The sequence below is a fragment of the Pontibacter flavimaris genome (assembly GCF_001907195.1).
GTDB classification, from domain to species: Bacteria; Bacteroidota; Bacteroidia; order Cytophagales; family Hymenobacteraceae; genus Pontibacter; species Pontibacter flavimaris.
This window is the reverse complement of sequence record NZ_LVWA01000005.1, coordinates 830,721-846,221: the sequence shown is the minus strand read 5'-3', so window position 1 is coordinate 846,221 and position 15,501 is coordinate 830,721. Positions and strand designations below refer to the sequence as shown.

Here is a 15,501-nt window from a genome sequence, read left to right as displayed (position 1 = left end):
ATGTTTTATAGTGGTATAAGTTGTCACTTCATACTTATACTTCATACTTATACTTCATACTTATACTTCATACTTATACTTCATACTTATACTTCATACTTATACTTCATACTTATACTTCATACTTATACTTCATACTTCATAAATAGGAGAACAGAATTAGTTTATATTATATTGTCATCCTGAAAGGATCTTGTGGGCAAGCCGCATAAGCTTAACTTCCCTTCTACCAAGTTTCTTCCAGAATGACAGCTCTCTTTAATACTTCAATTTAATTCTGTCCCCATACTTACTTATACTTATACTTTTTCCTAAGCTGTAGTCTGATCATCTAACCGAAAATCCCTGCACGGTATAGAGTATACCCAAGGCCAGCGACTGGTTATACTGTACTTCTGTGTCCTGGTCGTAGTCGTACACGAAGTTGCCCGTCAGGCTTACGTTAATGTAGCGGTTTACCTTGGCTGTAAGCGTTGCGTTCAGCAGGTGGTCGATTTTTTTCCCGGAAAGCTCTTTGTAGTTTATATAGGACATGTAGTTGGCCCTCAGGTTCAGGTTCTGCATGATGTCCCGGTCATAGGCGGCCTGTATCATGGCGGCCAGCCACTCAGTCCGCACCTTCTTTCCCTCCGGCACACCGTACCGCTCGTTCACTCCCACGGCCTCGTCCGCTAAAAAAGTAAAGCGTGGGGCAAACGGGCTCAGGCGCAGGGAAAAGTGTGGTTTGGGCTTATACTCCGCACCCAGGGCAAACGTCAGGAAGCCGGGCGCCAGGAAATTAGAGATCAGCCTGTCAGTGCCGTCAGCGTCCACGTCGTACTCATAGCCCTTCGTAAACTGCGACAGGAAGTTGGCGGAGACAAAGGTGTTCCAATCCGAGGAAATGGCATAGCCATACTTGGTGTCGAGGTAGATGCGGTCTATACTTTTGCGCTGCTCCTCCCCCTTGTTTTTGATCAGGCCATACTGCAGCTGCACGGCGTTGTCCCAGCTTATCTTAGCCAGTTTGTAGTCAGCGCGGGCATCCAAATGGGTGTTAAAAGCCACAGAGCTGACACCACCAGCTTTCCAGTTGTCGCTGAAGGCAGACTGATTCAAGTTGATGCCAGCGGCAAAGGAACGGCGCCATAGCGTGTCTGCTTCGGTGGTGGTTTGGGCAAGTGCAGCCGTAGTACAAAGCGCTAAAGTGAGCACTGCAAGTAAACGTTTGATCATGGTAATAGTATTAGATGATGGTTATATTTTAGAACTGCTATACTTACTGGTTTACCGCGCGCCGGGTTGTGTGAATCTTGAATAAGGCTTCGAAACTGGAATACATCTTTCCCAGGCAGGACCTTTACTTTAGTTTCTCTTCCTCTTCACAAGCCCCTTTAGCAAGCTATCAAAAGTACAGTAACAAAAAAGAGGCACCCTTACAGGCGCCTCTTTTCGGTAAAGTATAAATCAGCTGTTTACGGATTGGTGCGCTGTGCCAGCTTGCTCTTTTCAATGGCATCGTACACCACCTGCAGCACGTTGGTGCGGGTGTTCAGTTGGCTCAGCCTCGGGTTCTCGCGGGTTGGGTTCACGCGGTTCGACAGGAACACGTACACCAGGTTGTTCACGGGGTCTATCCAGGTATAGGTGCCCGTAAAGCCGGAGTGGCCGAAGCTCTCCGCAGGGGCACTTGGCGCCGCGTTGCTGTTCTGCGCTCCCGGCTTGGCCGGACGGTCGAAACCGAGGGCGCGGTAGTTGCCCTGGTCGCAGAACTGGCACTTGCTGAACTCACTCACGGTGTTGCCGCTAATGTAGGTTTCCCCGGCATACTTTCCGTCCTGCAAGTATAACTGCATCAGTTTAGCCACGTCGTTGGAGTTGCCGAACAGGCCGGCATGGCCGCTAACGCCGCCGAGCATGGCAGCTCCCTCGTCGTGCACTGTGCCGTGCAGCAGCTGCTTGCGGAAGTGCGGCTCATACTCCGTCGGCACGATCTGCTCCGGCCTGTAGTACTTGTATGGGTTAAATGTCAGGGAGGTCGCGCCGATCGGCTGGTAAATGTTCTCCTTCAGGTAAGTCTCAAATTTCTCTCCGGTGATGTTCTGCACCACCAGCGGGGCAAGTATAAACGAGAGGTCACTGTACACATAGCCCGGCTTCTCGTTCAGCGGCGACTTCACGATGGCCTTGTAGATCTTGTTGCAGTACCTGCGGTGAATGTACAGGTTATCCGCCACTTTGATCGGGAAACGGCGCGAGGAGTCTGCCTTGAAGGTGGCCCACTTAAACTTACCGTTCTTCTTCACCGTCTCTTTCCAGAACGGGATCCAGGACTTCAGCCCCGCCTGGTGCGTCAGGATGTCGCGGTACTTCAGGTTCTCTTTGTTAGAGCCCTCCACTATTGGCAGGTATTCTCCCAGCGTGCGGTCCACGTCAAAGCGGCCCTCGCCGCTCAGTTTCATAAAGGCGGCCAGCGAGGTGCTTATCTTCGTTACGGAGGCCAGGTCGTAGAGGTCGGTTACCTGCACCGGCTGCTCGTTGTCGTAGGTATGGAAACCATAGGCTTTGTGGTAGATCACCTTGCCATCCTTGGCCACGAGCACTTGCGCGCCGGGCGTTGCCTTCTGCTCCATGGCCTGCGCCACCAGCGAGTCTATCCCTTCGAAGTCCTGGGTCTTCAGGCCCACCGCCTCGGGCATGGTATAGGCAAAGCGCAGGCCACCGTTTGTGCGAAGCCCGTCATCTATTTTAAAGGCATTGTTGATCGTCACCGGCAGTTTTCCTTTTGCCCCGATGCCGCCAAAGATCATCTGCGCGGTCAGGTCCTGCGTTTGCGGCGTTTCCTGGTAGGCAGCAATCACGGCATCCGCCTTCTCCAGGCTCTCCATCTCCGCCAGGCTGTATACGTTGCCGAACACGCCCACAATCGTTGGCTTGGAGCGGATAAGGTCCTTCAGGAACAGGTTCATCTCGGCAGTGATTCCGAAATTGCTGCCTCCGGCCTTCAGGTTCAGTTTGTGCATGCCGGCCACAATCAGGTTATACTCCTGCAGCTTCTCCTTCAGGGCCATCAGCTCCGCCAGCGAGGCAGTTGGCTGCAGAAAGAACGTATCCACCTTGGTATAACGGGCCAAGCCACGTTGAAAGTCCGTTTCCTGCTTCGTGCCGATGGCCAGCGCCGCTACTTTTAAAGTATCGATATTCTGGATGGGCAGGATGCTCTGCTTGTTGCGTAGCAGCGTGAGCGAGGCTTCCACCAGTTGCTGGTTGAGATATTTAGCGTGCGGATTATTCAGGTCTTCGATCAGGTTCTCCGTCTCGATCGGCTTATACTTATCCAGCCCCAGCCATTGCTTGGCGGCCAGCACCTTTCGGGCGCGGGCATCTACCTCTTCCTGCGTGATCTCTCCGTTGGCGATGGCTTTTTTGATCTCCTCGATCGTGGTTTTCACGTCCATCGTGTTCAGCAGCATGTCGTTGCCGGCCAGCAGGGCCTTCACGTCCACAATGCCCGGAGGATAGAATTTCGCCACGCCGTCCATGTTCAGGGCATCGGTAAAAACCAGGCCTTTGTAGCCCATCTCTTTCTTCAGCAGGTCCGTCACGATCGGCTTGGAAAGCGTGGAAGCCAGGCTGTCGGTGTTATCCAACGCGGGGATGTTCATGTGGGCTACCATCAAACTGCCCAGGCCGTTCTTCATGAGCTGGCGGAACGGGTAGAGTTCCACGGAGTCGAGGCGAAGCTTGGAGAAATGGATGACCGGCAGTCCGTAATGTGAGTCCACGTTGGTATCGCCGTGGCCCGGGAAGTGCTTGGCGTTGGCCAGCACCTTCTCGTCCTGCATGCCGCGCATGTAGGCCATCGCTTTGCGCGTTACGTTATACTTGTCCTCGCCAAAAGAGCGGAAGCCGATCACAGGGTTGTTGGCGTTGTTGTTCACGTCCACCACCGGGGCGAAGTTAACGTGGATGCCCAGCCGGCGGCACTGGCGGGCAATCTCGGCGCCCATCTCATAGATCAGCTGCTCATCCTCTATGCCGCCCAGGGCCATCTGGTACGGGAACTTTATCGTGCTGTCCAGGCGCATGGCCAGGCCCCACTCCCCGTCTATACTGACCATCAAAGGCACCTTGCTTTCGCGCTGGTACCGGTTGGTCATGTGGGCCTGGCGTACCGGCCCGCCCTGGAAAAAGATCAGCCCGCCTACCTTATACTTGGTCACCAGTTTGCTCACCGAGTCGATGTGCGCCTGGTCCTTGTTAGAGTATACCGGGATCATGATGAGCTGCGCGATGCGCTCTTCCGGCGTCAGGGTGCTGAACACAGAGTCTACCCAGGCCTGGTCCGCGTTTAGGAAGGGCGGGTCGGTGGCTGGGTTGAAGGTCTTGGCAACCGCTTTCTGAGCAGTGCTGCTGCGCGTCTTGGAAGTGCGCCGCTGCGCATCCGCGTCAGTTGCCCCAAACAAAAACAAGGCAACAAGGGTGAGCAAAAGAAAGGATCTTTTTTCCAACGTGATGAAAGATTAGTGAGTAGCGTTTGATAAAGGGTAAATTTAAGTTTTTTATGAGAAAGGAGTTCTATGTTGCGGTGAATTCTTCCAATCCCCCTGCCGCTCAGAAAATATAGTGCAAATTCACTTCTTTATTTTCACCCTCCCCTTTCCTTCATAACATCCTATTGCTATATTTCGGTATAGAACTCCTTTATACTTTAAAACTGGTTTTAGCCACAGAACAGCTTCTAAAAGTACAGTATCCTTCAAATCCATGACCACACATGCATAAATCTCTACTACAGTACCTTCTGCTAACTTTGGCAATGGCCTCTGCTTCCCTGGCACAGGCACAAGAGCAGCCGCTCAAGCGGGAATTCCGCGCTGTCTGGATCGCCACGGTCGCCAACATCGACTGGCCGGGGCAGAAAGGCCTCTCGCCAGCGGTGCAGCAGCAGGAGTTTAAGTATATTTTGGATGAGCACCAGAAAAACGGGATGAATGCCGTCATTGTGCAAGTAAGGCCCGCCGCCGACGCACTCTACCGCAGCAACCTGGAGCCCTGGTCGGAGTTCCTGACCGGCAAGCAGGGCCAGGCCATGAACCCGCCCTACGACCCGCTGCAGTTTATGCTGGAGGAGGCGCACAAGCGCGGCATGGAGTTTCACGCCTGGTTTAACCCTTACCGCGCCACGTTCGATGCAAAGGCCGAGGTTGCCCCCAACCACATTACCAAACGCAGGCCGGAGTGGTTCATAAAGTATGAGGGGAAGCTGCTCTTTAACCCCGGCATTCCGGAGGTGCGCCAATATATTACCAGTGTGGTGATGGACGTGGTGAACCGCTATGACATAGACGGCGTGCACTTCGATGACTATTTCTATCCCTACCCAGTCCCTAAAAAGCCGTTCCCGGATGAGCAGACCTACGCTGCCTACCAGGGCCTCTTCACCAACAAGGACGACTGGCGCCGCTATAACGTGGACGAGCTGATCAAGGGAGTGTCGGATAGTATAAACCATGTAAAGCCCTGGGTAAAGTTCGGCATCAGCCCGTTCGGGGTATGGAAAAACCTGGCCGATGGGCCTGACGGATCCGCCACGCGCGCCGGGGCTCCCAGCTACACCGCCTTGTATGCCGACACCCGCAAGTGGATGCAGGTGGGCTGGATTGATTACCTGGTACCGCAAGTATACTGGCACATCGGCAACCCGGCCGCTGACTATAAGACCGTGCTGGAGTGGTGGGCCCAGAACGCTTTCCAGCGCCACCTCTACGTTGGGCTGGGAGCCTATAAAGTAGCCTCCGACCCTACCTACCGCGAGTGGCACGACCCGAACGAGATGCCGCGCCAGCTGCAACTGGCCAGGGCAACGCCCAACGTGGGCGGCAGCGTGTTCTTCAGCTCCAAATCCGTAATGAGCAACCCCAATAACCTGCAGGACTCCCTGCGCAACTCCTACTACAAGTACCCGGCCCTGCTGCCTGTGATGGACTGGAAAAAGAACGCGGAACTGGAGCCGCCCTTCTCCCTGAAAGTTCGCCAGACCGACAGCGGCGTGCGCCTGCACTGGCAGCACGACCAGGAGGTGCGCTATTATGTTATTTACCGTTTTGTGAAGGAAAGCTTTTGGGAAACGCCTTTCTGGAAGCGCGCCTTCTGGGAAGAGCGCAAATGGCAGCCACTCGACCCGGACCTGAGCAGCCCGGTTAGTATCGTGGCCAAGGTCTTCGGCACCAACACCGCCTTTATAGATGAAACGCCTTTGGAGAGCGGAAAATATATCTACGTTGTGACGGCGCTGGACCGGCAGCAAAACGAAAGCGCCCCCTCCCACCCTGCCACAGTAAAGTATAAGTATTGATTTATACTTTGCTTTCCCCTAAAACAGGAACAGCCGCCTATCCGGGCGGCTGTTCCTGTTTTAGGGGAAAGTATGAGGGCTTAGACATTACAAAGCACTGACGCCACAACCTCCTGGCTAAGGTATAAATCTGATCTGTTTATACTTTCCTCCTGATACCAGGAAGCTGAGGCTTTGCTGAAATATTCGAAGCCATACTACCACCTGTATTAGTAGGTGAAAGTATGGCTTCGCTCAATGCATACGGTGAAGTGCAACTATTCCGTGAACTCCAGGCAAGCCACTTTTCCATCCATCGTGCTCACCACCACCCGCTTCTTATCCAGCGGCATGATGGGGTTCATGAGGCCGTTGGACACCTTGTGCTGCCAAATCACCTGGCCGGTTTTCCTGTCTACCGCGCTGGCCATGCCCGAGTGGCTAGGCACGTAGATCACCCCCTTATGTTCCACGATGGCTGATGGGGCAAGCTCGTAAGGCAGGTTAAGCGACGACCTCCACGCAATCTGCATCGAATCAGCCGTTGTGGAAACACCTACTAACTCCCCGTCCATTGTTTTTGCGTACACCAGCGCCTTGTCCTCCGACAGGCCCATGGACTCGCGCACCCGCACATCCTTCATTTGCTTGCGCCATACTTCCGCCCCGGTGTTCGCGTCCAGGGATGTCATGTAGCGGTCCGGGGCCACGATAAACACCTTGCCGCCAGTTGCCACAGGGTAGCAGGCGGCCGGGGAGAACATCCGGTTCGGGGAGCCGTTGTTCCATTTCCACTCCAGCTTACCGGTAGCCGCATTTAGCGCGTAAAAGTCATTCCCCCAGCTTCCGAAGTATACTTTGTTATTGTAGAACAGCGGTTTGGTCACCACAAAGTCCTTTACCTGGTCGAACTCCCACAGCTTTTTGCCATTCTTCAGGTTGAGGGCTCTGAAATGGCCATCGGAACCACCAATGTACACGGCCTTATTTTTGATGGTTGGAGCGCCCAGGACTGGCCGGAGGGTTTCGTGTTTCCAAACGAGCGCTCCGGTAGCTGCATTCAGGCAATAAATATGGTTGTCGGAGGAGCCCACCACAACGTACCCTTTTGCCGCCGCCGGGGTAGAGTAGATCTTTCCGCCCGTTTGATAAGCCCATTTTTTCTCCCCCGTCGCTTTATCCAGCGCATAGATCCAGCCGCTGGTGTTGGTTGCGTACACCAGGTTCTTGTAGCTTGCGGTGCCGGCTCCCACATCGCTGTCGTCCTGGTACTCCCATACGACCTTCACATTGGGATATTTCTTGTTTACGGCATAGGATGGCCGGTGGTACTGTGTCGTTTCGTTTTCGAAGTGATGGTTTTCCAGGGGTACCTCCAGCCACTGCTCCTGCGTTTGCTCCACCGGATTCCGCACCTCAAAACTTGCCACGCCATCCGCTAAAGTCACGATATTGTAGCCGCCCACGCTGGCTTTGGCCCGAAGGTTCGAGCGCCCCATCACAGCCGGGATGCCATCATAGGTGAACCGGCGGTTGCCATGACCATGACCATGCATGATCAGATGCACGTTTCGTTTCTTCAGCAAGTCGATCGCCTCGTACCAGTTGTTCAGGGAGGAGTCCTGCGGATAATGATTCAGGTAAATCACCGGCATTTGGGGGTCCTGCATGTGCGTGAGCACCGAGTCGAGCCAAACCATGTTTTCGCGGGGCACCTGCCCTGGCCCCATGCGCATGTTGGGGCCGGAGCTTGTACCGGCAAAGAGGAAGCCGTTGTGGGTAAAAGAAAAAGTCTCGGCGCCAAACACGGTTCTGAAGCTGTTGCTCCCACTCTCCGACCAGTTGGAATCATGGTTGCCTGCAATGATGTACCATGGCTTGTTCAGGCCGTCCAGCACCTGTTTCGCCAGTTTCAGTTCCTGGTCCGATCCAAACTCAGTTATATCGCCCGTGATCACAGCAAAGCTGATGGAGTCGTTGGTATTGATATCGTTAACGGTGCGCCTCAGGTCCTCTTCGGCGGTGTTGCCTCCAATGTGGGTGTCTGTTACAAAGGCAAATTTAAACGACTGGGCCTTCCCGTAAAGAGTTGTTAGCAGGAACGCCAGCAGCCAAAAGCTTCTCATTATTCTCATTTTATGTGTAGTGGTGTGTTGTCCAAAATTTATACTTGCCCGCTGTCTTTCAGCAAGCAAAACTTAAGCAGCAGACTGCTTATAACAGCTCATCGATGGTAACAAACGTGTATCCCTTGCCTTTAAGCGCTGTCAGCAGCTCGTTCAGCCGGTTGTAAAACTTATCGGTGCGCCGCGGGTCCGTACCGATATGTACCAGAAGTATGAATCCGTTTAACCCGTGCGGGTCCTGCTGCTCATACTTCATGATGGACTGGTAAACCTCCTCCGAGCTCACATAGCGATTTCCCATCTCCGGCCAGGTATAGTCGGCGGTGGAGCGGGTGCCCGGGGTAAAGTTTACGAGCTGCAGGCCCTCCTGCTTTGTCCAGGCAGCTATACGCTGATTGTACCACTCGTAAGGCGGCAGAAAGTATGGCGCATCCGCTTTCGCTATCCCAAAGCCCGCCATGCGCTGGTAATTCATTTGCAGGTCCTGGCTAAACTGCTTCTGCGAAACCAGCAGGCTGTCGCGCCTGGCCCAGTCGCAGTAAAGGAGGTGCTCGTCGGAATGGGCGCCCATGTAATGGCCTTCTTCAACCAATTGCTTTACCAGCGGCGCAAATTCAGGATTCCTGTAAAAGTGTCCGGTCAGAAAAAAGGAGGCCCTGGTGTCATGCCTCTCCAGCTTCTGCCGAATCACCTCCCCTCCGTCCCCATATTCATCCCCCGTAAAAACCAGGGCTATACTTTTAACTGCCGTATCACCCCGGACGATGGCTCCGTAACCATCGGTGATTACTTTTTTGCCTGCGCCCCCTCCCGTGCGCTGTGCTCTTTTGCCGCCAGCAGATAAATCAGCGAGGCGGTACCGTCCATGGTTGGCTCGTTGGTGCTGTAGTCTCCGAAGTCGTCGTGGTACACCACCAGGTCCGACTGGAACGCGGCGTATTCATCAGGCTTTGTCAGCTGGATGCCCTTCAGATTCTTAAAGATGCTGCCATAAACCGGCCCATCCACCAACCCACCGTCGAGCGGCATCTGGTGCAGGTAGGTTAAAGAGGAATGCGGGTCGACTGGGGTATCGCCGTGGGACGGTAAGCCGTACACCATACTTGTTCCCCAGGGGTTCACACCGAAAAGCCAATCTATGTTGGCCTGCTCCAACTCGGCGTAGGACTCATCTCCGGAAAGCTCCCGGTACAGATGATTTTGAATGGCAAAGGAAGTCGTGAGATTGTTGGAGCACCAGATGAAAGGGACGCCACGGTAAAAAGCATTCTTCTTAGCCTTGGCGTATACTTTCTCGATCCCCTCCTTATAGAATCCGATAAGCGCTGCTTTTTTATCTGCCGCTGCATTTTTGGCCAGTTCATAGTGCCCGAAGTTGTGGAACGGGTACCACTGGTAATGGCGTGCCGTGTCTGCTCCCATCCAGGGCGTTACCTTCTCCTGCAGGCCATACGCGTACGCCTGCTCAAAGAAACGCTGCTCTCCTGTCAGCTGGTGCAGGGCCGCGGCGCCCAGCTGCATGTCATCCACCCAGTTATCTTCTTCATAAAAGTATGGGGCGCGGTTTGGGGCCGTTTGTGCTACTCCCGGCTTTGCCAGGCCCAGCTTGTAGGCTGAAAGTGCTTTTTTGCTGTAGAAGTTTGCCAGATCATCCTCCTGCTCCCGGTAAAGCTGCGCGGCCAGGGCAAAGGCGCTGGCGAACTTTCCTGCCGTAGAGGCTACGCCCGTGGCCCTGTTTTTATACTTGCCCAATCCCTGCGGCTCGCCGGTTGCAAAGTATACCGGGCGCGCTTTCCCTTTTCCCATGCCATAGTCCACGTCATCCTTGGTAGGCAGGCGCAGTCCTTGGTGGTCGCGGTCATCGGCCAGCTGGTTGAACAGCCAGTCCTCGCGCGGGTGCATTTTGGAAAGCCAGGTCAGTCCCCACTTTGCCTCATCCAGCACGTCGGCCTGGCCGTTGCTCCCCGCCAGGCCATTGTCTTGGTGCTGGTCAGAGAACACCTCCGGGAAGTCGCGGTAAGCGGCCAGCAGGTGGTAGGTGGCGTTTGCGGAAGTGGTAGCGTACTGCAGGTAATCAGAGGCATCATGCCAGCCACCCGACACATCGATGAGGGTACTGTCGGGCATAGGGCCATACATGGTGTAGCCATCGTGCACGTGGCAGGAGTCCTGCAAGTATGGGTTGTAGCCGCTGCGCTGCTGGCGCATGTAGCGGAGCGCGAAATCCGCAGTGCCGCTGTATACCTCGGCATCGATCCGGAAGGTGGGGGACTTTACCTTGCCCGCCTTAATGTAGTAGCTGCCCGGCTCCGTGAACTGGGTGAAGTGCAACCGGTAGGATTCCGAGAAAGGGCCATAGGCGCCGAAGGCGTTGCCGGCCTCGCCTGTGAACACCACCCGATCCGTAGCAGCGTCTACCAGCTCAAACCGGCGCAGCTTTTTCTGCTCCTTGCTCACCCACACCGCTACTTTTATGCCGGAGGGCGTATACCCCAGCTGGTTGATGCGCACCCAGGCGCTTGGCTCCTCTGAGGTGGCAGCATTGGCGCCTTTATACTTTGTCTGCGCGCAGCCCATCAGCCCCAGCCCGCCAGACGCCGAAATAAGTGCTGCCAGCGCCAGTGCTCGTAGATTTTTCTTTTGGAACATCATGTATAAATTTAACCCCGGTTTAAAGTATAAAATCGGAAAATATGGATTACCTTTTATTTGCCACCAGTTCCTAAAAGTGGGGCAGTCTCTCGTAAAGCAGCTTCCCCGGGCATTGCGTTTGGGCGAAGTCCAGGTGGCCGCCAATACTGTCGGCCGGTATGCTGTACTGCCTTGCCAAGGCTGGTATCAAACGTTCGAGCGTCGCCAGCTGCTTCGCTGTTATTTCCTCCACCTCAAAATTGCCTTCTACTACTACCAAAAGGTGGCCTGCCGGGTCGTAGGCCGTATTGGAGTCTCCTGCATACCCGAGTTCCCTGCCTTCCGCTACCTCCCCGTTGCAGTCTACATACAGGTGGTAAGGAATGTCTGCCCACACAGGCTTTGTTTTGCCGCTCGCAAGGGCACTTTCTTCCTGAGAGAACTTCTGAAGCGCCCGCATCTTGTCTGTTAAGGTCCTATCAGTTGCCTGCCTGGTGGCCGTGTGGTGGATGGTGAGCCGGTGTATGGTATGGCTGCGCATGGGCAGCACGGCCGCTTTCGCACCCCATGCCTCACGCGACAGGAAGCTCATTCCGTTGGGGACGGGCTGTTGCGTGGCTGGGCGCTGGCAGGAAGGCAGCAATAAAAGGACACATGCGAAGAAAAGGGAAGCCTGTTTCATGGTAAAGGTAGTTTTTGAGGCAGATGCTTCTCGGCAAATACATTTATAGCTTAGCCATAAAAATGCTGAGTCTGAGCACTATATAATTGCTAATATACTATTACTAATATATATGTTAGTAATTAAACGTTGATTCTACTGTTGCAATTTTCTGCAACCAAACAACACACCGCCTAGCCACAAGCCATGCTTCAAAAAGTTATACCTAATAACTTCACTAAACAGCCTCTTATTACGCATGAAGAAACTTACGTTCATTAATCCCCTGTTGCTGAACTTTTTGGTCCTATGCGCATACGCCCAACCTACTTCGCTGAAACGGAAATTTCGAGCCGTTTGGATTGCCACTGTGATCAGCAACATCGACTGGCCAAGCAAACCAGGCCTGTTCTCGATTCTTCAGCAAGAAGAGTTTAACGTGAACTCGGCAATTAAGCATTTAATCTGGCCGGTTTAAATCTGCTGTTCTGGTCCAGAAAGGTATAGGCGGTGAGGCCGGAGAAGATCTGAGCCAGGGCGTTCATTGGATTGCAGTGGCGGGTATGATCGCTATCACACACCGCCATCAGGATGTCATTACCCGCCTCGATGCTGCCCCGCTTGAGTAGGTTGACTTTATCCTGCAGGGTGAGGAGCATGTTTTTCATGTTGCGCCGCACCTTGGTGACCAAGTGCTGGCCTTCTTCCAGCAACGCCTCGAAAAGGGAGGTAAGATAACCCTTGTCGCCGTAGCACTTGCCCTTTAGGCCGGAGAGCAGCAAGGAGAGCACGCGGGGGTTGTTGTCGGCCACGTTGGCCGGGGTGATCAGGAAGCGCACCAACTCCTGATGCCCGTTGGTGACCAGGTGCAGCTTGAGGCCAAAGAACCAGCCGGCCTTGTCCAGGCGCGGCAGCAGCATGGCGAACACATCCCGGTGAAGGGACAAAGCGCCACGTAGAGGTAGGCCCACTCGTAGCCCAGTTTCACCGGGCAGCGGGACCGACGGCCCGGTGAAGCTGGGTCTGGGCCGTGCCTTCTTTAAGCAGGCGCAGAAACCATACCCGGTCCCGGATAAGGACCCGCTGCTGCTCTTTCTCTACGCGGAGCAGCTCACAAACTTCTTCTCTGATAAGAGTGGGATAATCTATTCGTGCTATACCCCTAAAACAAGACAGGCGTACAACTCATTCAATTGTGGTATCATTCCCGAGTTCACATTTATTTAAGAATGGAATACATAGAAGGATAAAAAAACAAGAGCCGCTCCTTCCGGGCGGCTCTTGCAATTCATGGCGCTTTAGCAGGTTATCTGTCTCTAATCAGAAGCGAGCTTACCGTATTATCGGCAAAATCACCACGTATGATAAAGGTATAAACACGGCCGGCAATTGGTGAGAAGCTTGTAGATTTCGAAGTTATAACTGCTCCCTCCGCGTTCTCCGTCTTGTACTCTACCACGTAAGAACCTTGTGCATCAATGGCCACATACGGTGTATTGCCTTTTCGGACCACGTCAGAGCCTACAGCTGTTCTTGTTTCAGGAGTTTCTGAAGTGGCTGTGCGAACAACCTCAACATCAACCCCTGACGGAGCATTTATAGCTACGTTCACAAAACGGATATAGCTTTTAGAGTAGTTATTCTCCGGAAGGGCATCTTCCACTAAAAAAGCCTCGTAGGATTCTGCTTCCCCGATAAGGAAGGAAGTATAATGCTCCCCCTCGTTCAGAGTAACTGAAGCACTTGCCACCTCGCCTGCTGCAGCCGTTGCCGGGCTGATCGCTTGCAGCGTATGAGCACCAGAAGGCACGTTAGCGTAACCATAGCTGGCCGGGAAAACAGAGTTGCTGGCATAGCCTAGACCCTGCACTTCACCTGCTGCGTTAGCAGACAGAGCAGATATCTTGGTATTGCCCAGGTAAAAATTAACAGCTGGAGCCGAAGGCGCAGTATGGGCAAATTTGATAAAAGCCCCACTGTTCACTGGCTCGTTATGGTCCTCGATGGCATTCTCTTCACAGGAGCCCAACATTAGGCCCGCTGCCAGCACAACAAAAGATTTATACAGTATATTCTTCATATAGATACGTCTGATTATTACTTGCTAAACCACATTTCAACAGTATGGTAGTCCTGCTCCATACCACCTATTTTCTCTAAAGAAGCCACGTTCCACATATACTCGGAGTTGTAGCGTGGGCGGAAGCGATACGCTGGCTTACCTTGGTTCAGACCGAAAAGTGGGCTAGGCAATTCAAACCCTGCGAACACATTGTTTGCTGGGTTATCATCGATGGTACCGTCAGGATTGGCGATATAGTCGTATCTTCTCAGGTCAGACCACGTCTCGATAAAGCCCCAGCCCCACTGAGCGATGTACTTCTGCAGCATGATTTTTTGCAGCGTCAGTTCTGCTGCCGTTTTAGGCATCAGTTCCTCGCTAGCTACATATTCAGCACGGCGCTCTTCGAATACAGCCACTTCATCAATCTCTGTTGAGGCATCGTTTGTGACAAATGTGCGCACAAAGTCCATGTGCGCATTCACACCTTCAGTGTAAGCATCCAACGCTGTACTCTGGTCGCCTTTGATATAAGCTGCCTCTGCCTTAATGAACTGCAGCTGAGCATAAGTCATCAGCGGGAAACGCGCGTTGTTACCAAACAGGTACTTGTTTGGAGTGGTGGCTGGCACCACATCAGAGGCGGTAGCCCAAGGGTTACGCGGACGCTCATTAGCCACAGTATACTCTGTAACACCAACCCCTGGTGTTACACCGCGGTACTTGCCGTCGTTAGCAGGCGCCAGCATTACCGGAAGGCGAGGGTCTTTCAGGTGCTCGCTGGTAAACACCGGGTCTTCCCCCTGCAAGGCCGGATCATTCAGCGCTGGGTTTGTGCCGTCTAGCAGGCTCACGATAAACTTAGACTGGCGGTAAGGGTTCAGGTTACCGCGACGTGGGCCAAAGAAGTTAGTATCCGTACTTACAGCGCCCTCAAAACGAACTGAAGCATCATCAGCGTTGCTTTGCAATGCCTTGTCCACATACTCAATCACCTTGTCAGGATTGAATGATGACTTATTTGTCAGGCGGCTCTCGTTAACAGCCAACAAGCCATAGGCAAAGCGCAGCCACTTCTCACGGTCGCCGTTGTAGATAAGATCGCCTTGCGCCAGTGTAGAGCTGCCAACTTTACCGTCCGTACGCTCCAGGTTCTCGATCGCCAGCATGGTAAGGCGTCTCACTTCCTCATACACATACTCCTGGGAGTCGTAGTCAAAGGTCGTGCGCCCCGGCTCAAATGCCTGCTTCACGATAATCTCTCCATGGTAATCAGTCAGCAACTGCCATCCGAACGCACGCAGCACGTAGCCCACACCAACAAAGTCCCAACGCTCTTCTTCCTCAGCCTTGCTGATCATGTCCGTCAGGTTCTCGCCCATGGTCCAGTACACGGAGCGCCATAACTGGCCGGCGGCATCGCTACCCGATACATAACCGTGGCGGTCCCATGTGTTATCCTCGTCTCGCAAGTTCCAGTTCTGGATATAGCGGCCCAGGTAACGAGCATCGAACTGAATCCCCAGGGCAAGCTCAGACTGAATGGCTGGCAGGTAAAACTGCGGTGCCACCACCTGGTCAGGCCCGTTCGGGTTTGTGTTCACATCAAGGTAGCTGTCACAGCTCGTAGTAGCCAGTGTGCCCGCTGCAAACAGAGAGGCACACACTATCTTTTTAAAATAATTGTATTTCGTTCTCATGATAA

10 protein-coding genes and 1 pseudogene are annotated in these 15,501 nt (G+C 53.6%); 2 read left to right on the top strand and 9 right to left on the bottom strand.

Annotation, left to right across the window (positions count from 1 at the left end):
• Positions 1–20: 20 nt before the first annotated feature.
• Positions 21–149 (top strand): hypothetical protein, encoded by a 129-nt coding sequence (locus A3841_RS20715; protein ID WP_262502583.1) that lies wholly within the window; start codon positions 21–23, stop codon positions 147–149.
• A gap of 178 nt (positions 150–327) precedes the next feature.
• Here A3841_RS20715 and A3841_RS11870 read toward each other — a convergent pair whose 3' ends face one another.
• Entirely contained in the window at positions 328–1,215 is an 888-nt protein-coding gene (locus A3841_RS11870) for a DUF3078 domain-containing protein (protein WP_073852497.1), read from the bottom strand.
• Positions 1,216–1,454: 239 nt separating this feature from the next.
• Complete coding sequence (locus tag A3841_RS11865; RefSeq protein ID WP_262502582.1) at positions 1,455–4,469, bottom strand: glycoside hydrolase family 3 N-terminal domain-containing protein; 3,015 nt, start codon at positions 4,467–4,469, stop codon at positions 1,455–1,457.
• Positions 4,470–4,798: 329 nt separating this feature from the next.
• On the opposite strand from A3841_RS11865, the gene A3841_RS11860 reads away from it, so the two are divergent.
• Positions 4,799–6,337: a glycoside hydrolase family 10 protein gene (locus A3841_RS11860; RefSeq protein ID WP_235861380.1), complete on the top strand. Its 1,539-nt coding sequence runs from the start codon at positions 4,799–4,801 to the stop codon at positions 6,335–6,337.
• Positions 6,338–6,594: 257 nt separating this feature from the next.
• Here the strand turns inward: A3841_RS11860 and A3841_RS11855 are convergent, their stop codons facing one another.
• From A3841_RS11855 to A3841_RS11815, 7 genes and pseudogenes are all read right to left on the bottom strand, one after another.
• Positions 6,595–8,442 (bottom strand): outer membrane protein assembly factor BamB family protein, encoded by a 1,848-nt coding sequence (locus A3841_RS11855; protein ID WP_139307941.1) that lies wholly within the window; start codon positions 8,440–8,442, stop codon positions 6,595–6,597.
• Positions 8,443–8,530: 88 nt separating this feature from the next.
• Complete coding sequence (locus tag A3841_RS20615; RefSeq protein WP_235861379.1) at positions 8,531–9,133, bottom strand: polysaccharide deacetylase family protein; 603 nt, start codon at positions 9,131–9,133, stop codon at positions 8,531–8,533.
• 95 nt (positions 9,134–9,228) lie between these two features.
• Positions 9,229–11,094: a glycoside hydrolase family 9 protein gene (locus tag A3841_RS11845; protein ID WP_235861378.1), complete on the bottom strand. Its 1,866-nt coding sequence runs from the start codon at positions 11,092–11,094 to the stop codon at positions 9,229–9,231.
• A 70-nt stretch (positions 11,095–11,164) separates the two neighbouring features.
• Entirely contained in the window at positions 11,165–11,755 is a 591-nt protein-coding gene (locus A3841_RS11840) for a peptidoglycan recognition protein family protein (RefSeq protein ID WP_073852492.1), read from the bottom strand.
• Positions 11,756–12,186: 431 nt separating this feature from the next.
• Positions 12,187–12,627: pseudogene (locus A3841_RS11830) on the bottom strand (transposase); the annotation flags it as partial.
• 413 nt (positions 12,628–13,040) lie between these two features.
• Positions 13,041–13,814, bottom strand: coding sequence for a DUF4397 domain-containing protein (locus tag A3841_RS11820; protein WP_073852489.1), 774 nt, complete (start codon positions 13,812–13,814; stop codon positions 13,041–13,043).
• Between the two features lie 17 nt (positions 13,815–13,831).
• Complete coding sequence (locus A3841_RS11815; protein WP_083610318.1) at positions 13,832–15,496, bottom strand: SusD/RagB family nutrient-binding outer membrane lipoprotein; 1,665 nt, start codon at positions 15,494–15,496, stop codon at positions 13,832–13,834.
• Positions 15,497–15,501 lie beyond the last annotated feature (5 nt).

Excerpts from the sequence above, each read along its gene's own strand:
- A3841_RS11870 (WP_073852497.1), bottom strand. The coding sequence starts at position 1,215 with ATGATCAAACGTTTACTTGCAGTGCTCACTTTAGCGCTTTGTACTACG.
- A3841_RS11860 (WP_235861380.1), top strand. The coding sequence starts at position 4,799 with ATGGCCTCTGCTTCCCTGGCACAGGCACAAGAGCAGCCGCTCAAGCGG.
- A3841_RS11855 (WP_139307941.1), bottom strand. The coding sequence starts at position 8,442 with ATGAGAAGCTTTTGGCTGCTGGCGTTCCTGCTAACAACTCTTTACGGG.
- A3841_RS11845 (WP_235861378.1), bottom strand. The coding sequence starts at position 11,094 with ATGATGTTCCAAAAGAAAAATCTACGAGCACTGGCGCTGGCAGCACTT.
- A3841_RS11840 (WP_073852492.1), bottom strand. The coding sequence starts at position 11,755 with ATGAAACAGGCTTCCCTTTTCTTCGCATGTGTCCTTTTATTGCTGCCT.
- A3841_RS11820 (WP_073852489.1), bottom strand. The coding sequence starts at position 13,814 with ATGAAGAATATACTGTATAAATCTTTTGTTGTGCTGGCAGCGGGCCTA.
- A3841_RS11815 (WP_083610318.1), bottom strand. The coding sequence starts at position 15,496 with ATGAGAACGAAATACAATTATTTTAAAAAGATAGTGTGTGCCTCTCTG.